Genomic DNA, 10085 nt, shown 5'->3' with positions numbered 1-10085 from the left:
AAAAAAAAAAAAAAAAAAAAAAAAAAGCACATTTACCGTAGTGAATGTGCCGTTAAAAATCTCTATCAATACAATTTGAATGAGACTTGAAAAGTACAGCATAGAAATGAAAATAGTCTTCAGAATAAACCGCATAAAACCGGCATTCTGAAGACTATTAACCTGTACTGAAACTATAAAATGGAGTCGGCGGGGATCGAACCCGCGTCCAAGCATATTGCCACCCAGATATCTACGTTCATAGGCATACTACTTAAATTTCACTAACCAAAACACCGTATGTCAGGGTTCTCTTGATCAGCTAATCTGATTAGTCTCTTCAAGCTACTTCAGATGTGAGCAACTTGCGTAAGTCCACTTAATTTAAGACCTGTATCCAACACATGGACGATGCTAGGCAGATCTACGTTAAGCTGTTATTAAGCAGCTAAAGCGTAAGAATTGTTATTATTTTTTGCAGTTATAATTAAACTGAACGTTTTTAACGTAGACGTAAACTACGAAACGCAATCCGGGCTCAACCTATACCTGTCGAATCCATAACGACCCCATAACAACAGTATTACTATATCACAGCCAGTTACAAAAGCAATTAACTCGCTTACTTATGCTGCTGTGAACCAGAATTAGTTGCAGGAATCAAGGCAATTTGTCCGCGAGAAACCATTGTAACCAACAGTTTGTTGACAAGATCCGCATTCTGGACATTCTTTAATAAATATTCTAACAACGCATTTTTGGTTTTTCTCATTGTACAATCCTCCGTGACTCTTCGCATTTAAAACCTAATCTTAGGTACCAATAATAATGGTTCCCATCATAATTGTCAACCGTAAAACCCCCAATTATTTTCCAATTTTACTAAAAACTAAAAATATAATGACATCGTTTTCAATAAATTGTGGAAATTAGAATCATTTTAAACTAAAATGAAGGTAAATTGATAACTTGGGAGGTATCCTAATGACTGGTAATTCAAAAGTAACCGCAATTTTATTTTTCGTTTTCTATTTGATTTTAACTTACTTTGTTTTTGTTCATCAAAACATGATTGCGATGTATATGATGGCAATCGGAATGTTGCTGGAAGCCACCATCAATCTGTGGCACATGTTTAAATCTTAACTAAAATCAGGTACACTTAGGGTAATAAAAAACGGAGGAGCATTGTTCTATGTCGCAAATCAGCGAGTTGCATCGAATTGAATTAAACACTTTAAAAAAGTTCGTTAACATTTGCGAAAAACATCACATCAAATACTTTCTAATTGGTGGTTCACTGCTTGGTGCAATTCGCCATAACGGCTTTATTCCATGGGATGACGATGTGGACATTGGTATGCGACGTGATGAATATGATCGTTTTTCTTCTATTGCCCCTGCCCTTTTGCAAAATGAACACTACTTCATTCAAACCGCGGACACAGATCCTAATTTTGCATTTAGCTACATGAAAATGATTGATACTGACACTTATATTGAAGAACGAAATAATGTCAATGACGCGCGCAAAGGCGTTTTCGTTGATATTTTTCCGTTTGATAAAGTACCACGACAACCTGAAATTAGGCGAGCTGTTTACAGTCGTTTTCGTTATTTTGATACACGAATCCTTTTACGCTTAGGCTATAATATCATCAAAACCCCGTTTCGTAAGGATCCGGAAACTAACGACCTTAATCACTATATGTCAGTTGCCAAACTAAAAGAAAAACGCGAAAATATTATGCGTCTTTATAATAAGGAACCATTTCACCATTACAAAAATTATGCGTCTCAGTATGCCTATGATAAAGAAGTTTTAAATCAAGCCGAAATCTCTGAGTTGATCACCCATCCGTTCGAAGATATTCAGGTTAAGATTCCAGAAGCTTACGATCGCATTCTAACCCGCATGTACGACGATTATATGACGCTTCCCCCAGAACGAGATCAAAAAGAAAAACACGTCGATGTGTTAATCGTAAACGGTAAACAAATTGACTAATATAAAACGAGAGTGACGATCTGATTTACCCACAGACCATCACTCTCGTTTTTTGCTTTATCACGCAAATTCACCAATCATGCTCGCAGTCATGATAAAATGTGCTTTCATTAATTATCTAAACATTGTCTTTGTTGCTCTTGCCAAAACTTTAGGTTGTTTTTCATAATGATGGAGTGGTGTTAACTCACTATCAGGAATTCCCATGAAGTGATATACAGCCACTTGGGCACATCTAAATGAATATTGTTCCGTGAAGACCATGTCAAATGGCATTTCGGCAAACTGACTGATAAAGGCCAAATTCTTAGAGTTCTTTGGCACAACAGCTGGACGGTCCCCCACAGCACGACGATTAAACAACGCGCTAGCATACGGCATGTAGGCTGGAATGACGTTTACAATGCTGTCCATAATCTCTTCGGTATGATCAGCAATGTTGTCACGCGCTGGATCCACAGCCGCTAGATGGCCTAACAGCTCCTCTAACATCTCTTTACCAGTCATTTCGATAAATGGTTTGTCAACATAATCTCCTTTACGACGTGGATACATGACGTAGCCCCAGAAAACAGTTTCATTCTCCTTTTGAACGTGAAAATGAGGTTGGTGATGGACAACGATTGACATCAAATTGTTACTGTCAACCCAAGTATTCAACGCATTTCCTGGCTCCTGTTGTGTAATCCGAGAAATCTCATTTAATAAGAAATGATTATTGGTTGTCACAGTGAAACTTAACCACTCACTTTGTTTACGATCGGCAAAGAATTTGTCTGGATTACCCAAATTGTAGAAGTGTTCCGTTGCCTGTTTCCAAAGAGCTGCACTTGGCGCATACTCCATGTTTTCTTTAATTGGGGTGTTTAAATCGCCAATGGAAGAACTATCCGTAATTGCACCGTTCGTATCAAAGACAAAATCATTTTCGCCAATTTCAATCTCACCGGGTTTGTTATCGTTATCCACTTCTTCATACTTCAAGCCTGTTACAATGATGTCATCGCGTAACGGTGTATCTTTAAATACAAATTCAGTGATTTTACGATTATTTACAAAGTTCACACCATGATCCGTCAAATATTTACGCATTGGTAAAATGATGCTTTCATACTGATTATATGGTGTTCGCGTCACGCCGGCCAAAGTATTGATTCGACTGAATTCTAAGATCATTCGATTCATGTAACGCCGTAGCTCCATTGCAGAGCTTTCTTTCTTAAACGCGAAAGTTGTTTGCCACATGTACCAGAAATTAGTTGTGAAAATATGAGGACTCTTAGCAAACCACTGTTCAATGCTAACATCATTCAGTTGTGGTTCCTTAGATTCAGGCATCATCATTAACTTGGTTAATAGGAAGCGATCCTGATTATTGAATTGCATATGATTATAATCTTTTTGATCACCCTTATTACGAATGCCATCCGTCCGATCCATTAATCGTGCAACATCATGTGTAGGATGTGCATGGTCAAAGTTCAAAATATCGTCCGTAACTGATTGTCCTGGATTATCCAGTGATGGTACTGAACGTAAAACATCCCATAAGTTTTCATAAGTTTCTTCGTTCAGCATTCGGCCACCCTTCGCCAAGAATCCTTTATTGTTACTTAATTCTGGGTTACCGTATTCGGACTCATAATCAGCTACCTTAGCACCATCATTGGCACCGTGTTTTTCAAGACCAAACATGGTAATTTGATCACCACTCCAGCCACCGTCACGTATTAAATAAATGCCAGCTGCCAGATTACCAATTCCTGATCCGATCATATATGCTTTTGCCATTATATCCGCCCCTCATTGTTAAAATTTATTTTTTCGAAACACACTATTCATAACTTACGCATTTGACTCCCGAATTAATTTCACAATTCGCTCCAAACGCTCTAATGTGTCGTCCAACGTTAAATGATAAGTATTTTCCAATCCGTTTCGCGTCGAATCTACAATATTGACTGATCGCAAAATCTTCAAATGATGTGAAACTGCAGGTTGGGAAATATCTAACTGGGTCGTGATATCACCAACCGTCATGCCTTGTTTCAACCGCGACCCCAATAAAATAATAATTTGCTGCCGATGCTTATCAGCTAGTGCGTTTAAAATATCTAAATCATTTATAAACTCATCTAAAGCTGCCTTTTGTTTCGGCTCCATGGTTACCTCTTCCATAGTCTCACCTCTATCCATACATTTAAATATTTAAATCCATGAATATAGTAACATGCTTTGTACTTTTTGGCAAGCGCTTACAAAACTTGTTTAATAAAAAGCTGTTAGCATATGTCTAACGGCTTTTTTTGCTATTAGGTGTCCGTGGGGTCTTGTTTATCCAAAAATATTGTGGCTAATACGCCGATAATGATAAAAACAACTAACGCCACGATCAACATAAACCACGATCCGCCACCTTGCACACTTACTACAGCACCTTTGAGCGCCAATTCCATCAGAATCCAAATACCAGCTACTACGATACCAAACACGGCGCAATACACCTGATGAGCATACTTGTGTAATAGGAAGTTTAAAACCTTTGCCATGAGGATCACACCTAAAAACGCACCAATCATAAAGGGCAATAAGATCACTACCGATGAAAAAGCTTGCTGAGCTTGATCAAATTTTCCAACCAGCATAAACATCACCGTATCTAAAAGTTTTGCAACTGAGTTATAAATGGTACCGTACTGGTTCACCATCATTAGCATAACTGCACCGGAAATCCCCGGAATCATCATCATAGAAATCGCAAAGAATCCCGCAAACGCAATGACTGCCCAATCATTTAAGTTTTGTAGGTGACTCATTGCTACAAAATCACTCATCCCTTCGTTTCCTTGATGGCTAACTAACATGATGAATGCAAATCCTAAGATAGCTAAAAGACCATCAAACAATTTGAACCTTTGAAAACTCACTTTTTTATAAACAAATGGCAAAACACCAATTACAAGGCCAATAAAGAATCCGTAACTCATTACTGGAAACTGTTCGCAAAGCCACAGCACTAGCTTTGTAGATGCTAGAATTCCGATCACAGCCCCAAGCATGATGGGTAGTAAAAATTTGATATTTTTAAGTGGTTGTTTTCGAAAAGATGAGATTGCCTCAACCATTCTTTCATATAGCCCCACCACGACAGCAAACATGCTCCCAGACAGCCCAGGAATTACTAAGGCAATTCCAATCAGGAATCCCTTCATTGTATTAATAAGCGATTTCGATTTTATTTGCGTTACCTCTTTTCTTTTTAAATCCGATTGTCATTGCAACTTTTTTTAATTAGAAGTCATTTCAGCGATGTAAGCTTGCTTTTGGGCTTCCCACTTTTGTTTGTCATCATCGTTAATTTCTCGTAACACGTGACACGGATTTCCCACCGCCACCACGTTATCTGGAATATCATGTGTCACGATTGACCCAGATCCAATCACCACATTATTCCCGATTGTGACACCTGGATTTATAACAGCGTTGCCGCCAATCCAGACATTATCACCAATTGTGATGGGATACCCATATTCATAGCCTTCGATCCGTACCGTAGGGTCAATCGGATGCCCAGCTGTATACAACCCGACCCGCGGACCAAACATTACGTTATCACCGATTGTTATGCGACCAACATCAATAAAAATACAGTCATAATTGGCATAGAAATTTTTGCCAATTGTCGTGTTAATTCCATAATCTGTATGAAACGGTGGCTCCATATAAACGTGGTCCCCCACACTGCCGAACAGTTTACCAAGTAATTCTTTGCGATAATCCATCTGTTCTTCTGTGGTATTGTTAAACAAGCGCGTTAAAATCCGACTATGTTTGAAATCTTTTCGAAGTTCCGGATCATTTGCGACATACAGTTTACTACTTAACATTCTTTCTTTATTGGTCATGACAGTTCCTCCGTATATTTAGTTTGATTATATCGAATTTTAAACCCTGTGTCAGTTGATAACTGTTGTTATCACTCATTAAGAATTACCGAAGTTTAACCACCTGACCACTTTTAGCCTTATTTTGAATGCTCAACACAATTTTTTTATTTAAAGAAGTAAAAACGAACTTTCCACCATCCTTTCCTTGCAGTTTTGAATTATATTTTCTTTCCCAGCCTGTTCTCCCAACCCGATCATGTTCGTTAAGTGTTGGATCTGCATTTATCTCCCCATCACTTACCATTCCTACCGTTCCTATTTTTCTATTTTGACCATGTTGTCTGTCGGTTACATATCGATCAACCAAACCTGGAACTTCAGGTTGTTTAATCTTATCAGCTGCTTTTAAAGGCAAGAAACTATCTTCATTAACTAATATAAATTGATTTAGTCTTGTCCGTAAGGCATTCTCTGATAAGTTAAACTGAGAAGCGATTTTGTGAATATTCTCTTCTTTGTTTGGCGAATCATTCAATTTTTCCGGAGCTATACCGACCATTTTATGTACAACATCCTTAGCTAACACATTTCCCGCTACCGATCTTATTTCCCCACGTGTTGCATAATTGATTTTAACTTGAAGAATAGTATGTTTAACAGTCACGTTAGGAATTATCATTTTTTCAGAATTTAAAATTTTCCATTTGCCATGTAACTTCCATATCTCTCCAGTTACTCGATTAAATCTAATTTTGCCAATTTTTGATTTCATAGCCAGTTGATATGAAATTTGATAATGATTTTGAACTCGGTCAAGCTGTAAATTCTTTAAATGAATATCTTTTGCTCCCATGGCATTAAAAATCTGAAAATATTTTTGTGCCGTTTCTTCCAACGCCATATTTTTAGTCCCATCATGTGATAAAATGTCCACAAAATTTTGTGACTGCATGTTCTGATCATAAACCTGAACGACCCTCTGAATATCCGCTATTTCATTTCTATTAATTACGTAGTGGACAACGACGCCTAATAAAAAGAGGATAACTATCATTTTTAAAAGCAATCTAAAACTCCTTCGCATCTGTTTCCCCTTGAAATAAATATTTTTATATTATCTATCCTTTAGAATACAGAACTTTTACTTAAAATTACATCCCTATCCGTTCTAAAACGAAAGATTTAACGCTAAAGGCTTGTAATATTTAGTTTTGTGACTTGCAGTGTACTAGATAACTATTACACTATTACGGAGGAACAACATGAAGTTTGATGATAAGGTTCCTATTTACTATCAGATTAAGCAATATATATATCGTGAAATCATTATTGAACATCTCAAACCAGGCCAACAAATACCTGCCGTTCGTCAACTTGCAGTTACTTTGACTGTTAACGTCAATACCATCCAACGCGCCTTGAGTGAGCTTATTGATGAAGACGTTCTCGTTTCAAAACGCGGTAAAGGAAATTTTGTGACCGAAGACACAGAGGTCTTGAAAAATTTAAAAAAACGCACTGTAGAAGAACAAGTCAGCAATCTATATGATAATCTGACGGCTTTGCGGATTTCGCCAGATAAAATGTTGACTTATTTAGAAAATTATATTAATTCGCGAAAGGAAGCAAATCATGACTGACATTTTAACTATTAAAAATCTATCCTATAAAAGAAACTTAACCAACATTTTGAATCAACTAAATTGTTCCTTACCAACTGGCAGCATTGTGGGGCTTTTAGGAGAAAATGGCGCTGGCAAAACGACTTTGATGCGCTTGATTAGTGGAGCCGCAAATCACTATCGTGGTGAAATTAAAGTCTCCTCGGAAACAAGCCCCAGTGATCGCAAACAGTTGGTAAGCTTTAGTCATCAAGTAGATGATGTTAACAGATCTGATCGCTTAGAAAAAATCGCGCATTTTTATGAAGCTGTCTACCCTGATTTCTCAACAAATAAATTCCAGCGTTTATCTGAGTTTCTAAATCTTGATTTGTCGCGACACTTAAACGATTTGTCCAAAGGAAATCAAATGAAGTTTATCATAGCAATTACCTTATCACGCCAAGTTAAATTATATTTACTAGATGAACCTTTTGACGGCATTGACAGTATGAGTCGTAAAAAAATCATAGCCAGCATTCTTCAGTGGAAACCAGAAGACGCGACCATTTTAATTAGCGATCATCATGTCGACGATATTGCTAATATTTTAGACGGCATATTAATTGTCAAAGATAAGAGAATTATTGTTTCAAAGAACGCTGATAAAATTCGGGAAGATTACGGGCAAAGTATCGAAGACTTTTTTGAAAGTTTTTACAAAGGAGAAGATCAAAATGACTAATACAAGTGTCTTAATTAAAACACTATTTAAAGAAAAAAATACTACCGTTCACAAAATTATTGGCTTACACGTCCTTACCCTTTTGATTACCCTTATTGCGATGATTTTGGAAAACGAATTTAATAGTATTAATTTTGCAAATCTTTCTCTTGTATACGGAGGGATCGGAGCATCAACCCTATTTATTCGTTTTGCGCTACGCATTGAAAAGATGTGGACGAGTAACACCTATCGCCTTATTCCCGTTTCCGAAAGTCGATTGTATGCTGCCAATTTTTTATCTGCAGTGGCCAGTTTTGTCTATTTTTTAATTTTGGAAGTTATTATTATTGGGGTAAGTAGTATTAAACCCTTATCAACCGTTAAATTACCCACACACATCTTGCTGGGATACTTTGTATGCGGGTTGATATTCATGATCATGTTAGTTCTTACAGGTTGGACATTTAATTGCCTAGCTCATCTTATAGAAAACACGATTAGTAACTTTTTACCTGACAAGTGGCAAGGCTTACTTCAAAGCCTACTCTACGTGGCTACATTTATCCTTTTGCTAATTATCCTAAGTGTACTTAATAATCCAATTGGTACAATTATAAATAAACTATTTTCACCACTGTACTCGGCTAGCACGCCGCTTAACATCATTTTTACTTTACTCATGACTAGTGTATTCATGCTCCTTTGGACAGTAGTTCTGACCATCCCCAATCTCTATTTATTAAAACATTGGGTAGAAACCGAATAAGCTTTAAAGTCACAATTAAAAACATCTTCAACCAACTCGTTTCAAAGCTTAGTGAAATTTTTAATTGCTTCTTATATGTTCCTCATGTCATTAAATTTAAGATTCTTCATCTCGAAGATGCCCGCTTTTAGTCAAAAAAACAAATGTAACATGATAATTGCGTTACTTCTGATAATTTTCTAGGTACGATTAGAGTTGTTAGGAGGAAGCATACATGAAATTTTCGACTCAATTGCGTGAAAGAAGAAAAAAACTAAAACTTACGCAGGAATCTTTAGCAAACAAACTTAACGTAACTCGTCAAACACTTTCTCGTTGGAAAAACGATTTGAGTTATCCTAATCTAGACATCCTGGTCCAAATTAGCCAGATTCTAAACATTTCACTAGATTGTCTGCCCAAGGAAAATGAAAACTCCATGGTTGGCCAAATTAGTTCAGATGTCCGAAAAAAACGAAAATATAAAACTGTTCTATTAATAATTGGACTTCTATTGATCGCCACTTTTGTATTCATAACATTCCTAGGTTACGTTCGGGCCACACAAAACGCCACGATTGATCATCTAAATCCATTCATTAAGACTCAAGATGGCTATGCAATTTTACCCAACCCGGCAAATCAACAACAACTTACACAACAAGTAGATGCATTTGTCTCTGACGACGCATTTGGTAAAGGCAGCTGGCTAAAATTTGAGACAGGCCAATATACCGCTAAAAATCGCTGGGCATTAATTCAACATAACGGATCCTATATTTTTAAAGTGCGTTTGCTAAACAAAAAACAGATTCCATTAGGCATGCGTGAGCAAGCTGGCAGTTTTTATACTGGCTATCAATCCAAAACTGAAGGCCCAAAAACCGGCCAAAAAATTTTGTGGTGGTGATTTGGCTAATTCTTAATTTCAAAAACCACCAGTCACAAAAAACGTTATGCCCATTCAAAATGAGCATAACGTTTTATAATGCAATTTATTTGGAAAAGCTTCATCACTTAGAGATTTTGATGTCGAAGCCCTTGTAAAGCGATAAATCCAAACACCAGAATGACAATAACTTCGATAACACTGCTGGCCACCGTGTCACCACTAAACTGTTGTGTAAAAGAAGAATTA

Annotated in this window: 12 protein-coding genes and 1 other RNA gene; 6 read left to right on the top strand and 7 right to left on the bottom strand. The window is 37.0% G+C overall.

Annotated features, from left to right (window positions below; all coding sequences use genetic code 11):
• Positions 1-178: 178 nt before the first annotated feature.
• Both ssrA and PPA04_RS09600 read right to left on the bottom strand, forming a co-directional pair.
• Positions 179-550, bottom strand: a transfer-messenger RNA (tmRNA) gene (ssrA, locus tag PPA04_RS08615).
• Positions 551-601: 51 nt separating this feature from the next.
• On the bottom strand, positions 602-751 hold the full coding sequence (locus PPA04_RS09600; RefSeq protein WP_186806981.1) for a hypothetical protein: 150 nt from the start codon (positions 749-751) through the stop codon (positions 602-604).
• A gap of 212 nt (positions 752-963) precedes the next feature.
• On the opposite strand from PPA04_RS09600, the gene PPA04_RS09595 reads away from it, so the two are divergent.
• On the top strand, positions 964-1125 hold the full coding sequence (locus PPA04_RS09595) for a hypothetical protein (protein ID WP_186806980.1): 162 nt from the start codon (positions 964-966) through the stop codon (positions 1123-1125).
• A gap of 49 nt (positions 1126-1174) precedes the next feature.
• The gene (locus PPA04_RS08610; protein WP_057784966.1) at positions 1175-1987 is read left to right on the top strand and encodes a LicD family protein; all 813 of its coding nucleotides are present in this window, start codon (positions 1175-1177) and stop codon (positions 1985-1987) included.
• A 114-nt stretch (positions 1988-2101) separates the two neighbouring features.
• Here PPA04_RS08610 and PPA04_RS08605 read toward each other — a convergent pair whose 3' ends face one another.
• From PPA04_RS08605 to PPA04_RS08585, 5 genes are all read right to left on the bottom strand, one after another.
• Entirely contained in the window at positions 2102-3778 is a 1677-nt protein-coding gene (locus PPA04_RS08605; RefSeq protein ID WP_057784965.1) for an oleate hydratase, read from the bottom strand.
• 54 nt (positions 3779-3832) lie between these two features.
• On the bottom strand, positions 3833-4165 hold the full coding sequence (locus PPA04_RS08600; protein ID WP_057784964.1) for an ArsR/SmtB family transcription factor: 333 nt from the start codon (positions 4163-4165) through the stop codon (positions 3833-3835).
• A 134-nt stretch (positions 4166-4299) separates the two neighbouring features.
• Complete coding sequence (locus PPA04_RS08595) at positions 4300-5199, bottom strand: DUF368 domain-containing protein (RefSeq protein WP_057784963.1); 900 nt, start codon at positions 5197-5199, stop codon at positions 4300-4302.
• Positions 5200-5274: 75 nt separating this feature from the next.
• A complete protein-coding gene (locus tag PPA04_RS08590) occupies positions 5275-5892 on the bottom strand; it encodes a sugar O-acetyltransferase (RefSeq protein WP_057784962.1) in 618 nt (205 codons plus the stop codon).
• A gap of 85 nt (positions 5893-5977) precedes the next feature.
• On the bottom strand, positions 5978-6940 hold the full coding sequence (locus PPA04_RS08585) for an NTF2-like N-terminal transpeptidase domain-containing protein (protein ID WP_057784961.1): 963 nt from the start codon (positions 6938-6940) through the stop codon (positions 5978-5980).
• A gap of 196 nt (positions 6941-7136) precedes the next feature.
• Here PPA04_RS08585 and PPA04_RS08580 point away from each other — a divergent pair, with 196 nt between their 5' ends.
• The 4 genes from PPA04_RS08580 (at position 7137) to PPA04_RS08565 (ending at position 9857) form a co-directional block, all read left to right on the top strand.
• Positions 7137-7514: a GntR family transcriptional regulator gene (locus tag PPA04_RS08580; protein ID WP_057784960.1), complete on the top strand. Its 378-nt coding sequence runs from the start codon at positions 7137-7139 to the stop codon at positions 7512-7514.
• Positions 7507-8220 carry an ATP-binding cassette domain-containing protein gene (locus tag PPA04_RS08575; protein WP_057784959.1) on the top strand — a complete coding sequence of 238 codons (714 nt, stop codon included), beginning with the start codon at positions 7507-7509 and terminating at the stop codon, positions 8218-8220. Before PPA04_RS08580 ends, PPA04_RS08575 begins: the two co-directional genes overlap by 8 nt.
• Positions 8213-8968: a hypothetical protein gene (locus PPA04_RS08570; RefSeq protein ID WP_057784958.1), complete on the top strand. Its 756-nt coding sequence runs from the start codon at positions 8213-8215 to the stop codon at positions 8966-8968. Before PPA04_RS08575 ends, PPA04_RS08570 begins: the two co-directional genes overlap by 8 nt.
• A 214-nt stretch (positions 8969-9182) precedes the next feature.
• Positions 9183-9857, top strand: coding sequence for a helix-turn-helix domain-containing protein (locus PPA04_RS08565; RefSeq protein ID WP_057784957.1), 675 nt, complete (start codon positions 9183-9185; stop codon positions 9855-9857).
• The last annotated feature ends 228 nt before the right edge of the window (positions 9858-10085 follow it).

Origin of the sequence: Pediococcus parvulus, from assembly GCF_007990205.1 — a bacterium.
In the GTDB taxonomy this organism is placed as follows: Bacteria; Bacillota; Bacilli; order Lactobacillales; family Lactobacillaceae; genus Pediococcus; species Pediococcus parvulus.
This window is presented reverse-complemented; position numbering and strand designations above follow the sequence as displayed.

Bases quoted from the DNA above. Each gene is read 5' to 3' on its own strand.
- PPA04_RS09600 (WP_186806981.1), bottom strand. From the start codon at position 751: ATGAGAAAAACCAAAAATGCGTTGTTAGAATATTTATTAAAGAATGTC.
- PPA04_RS09595 (WP_186806980.1), top strand. From the start codon at position 964: ATGACTGGTAATTCAAAAGTAACCGCAATTTTATTTTTCGTTTTCTAT.
- PPA04_RS08610 (WP_057784966.1), top strand. From the start codon at position 1,175: ATGTCGCAAATCAGCGAGTTGCATCGAATTGAATTAAACACTTTAAAA.
- PPA04_RS08605 (WP_057784965.1), bottom strand. From the start codon at position 3,778: ATGGCAAAAGCATATATGATCGGATCAGGAATTGGTAATCTGGCAGCT.
- PPA04_RS08600 (WP_057784964.1), bottom strand. From the start codon at position 4,165: ATGGAAGAGGTAACCATGGAGCCGAAACAAAAGGCAGCTTTAGATGAG.
- PPA04_RS08595 (WP_057784963.1), bottom strand. From the start codon at position 5,199: ATGAAGGGATTCCTGATTGGAATTGCCTTAGTAATTCCTGGGCTGTCT.
- PPA04_RS08590 (WP_057784962.1), bottom strand. From the start codon at position 5,892: ATGACCAATAAAGAAAGAATGTTAAGTAGTAAACTGTATGTCGCAAAT.
- PPA04_RS08580 (WP_057784960.1), top strand. From the start codon at position 7,137: ATGAAGTTTGATGATAAGGTTCCTATTTACTATCAGATTAAGCAATAT.
- PPA04_RS08575 (WP_057784959.1), top strand. From the start codon at position 7,507: ATGACTGACATTTTAACTATTAAAAATCTATCCTATAAAAGAAACTTA.
- PPA04_RS08570 (WP_057784958.1), top strand. From the start codon at position 8,213: ATGACTAATACAAGTGTCTTAATTAAAACACTATTTAAAGAAAAAAAT.
- PPA04_RS08565 (WP_057784957.1), top strand. From the start codon at position 9,183: ATGAAATTTTCGACTCAATTGCGTGAAAGAAGAAAAAAACTAAAACTT.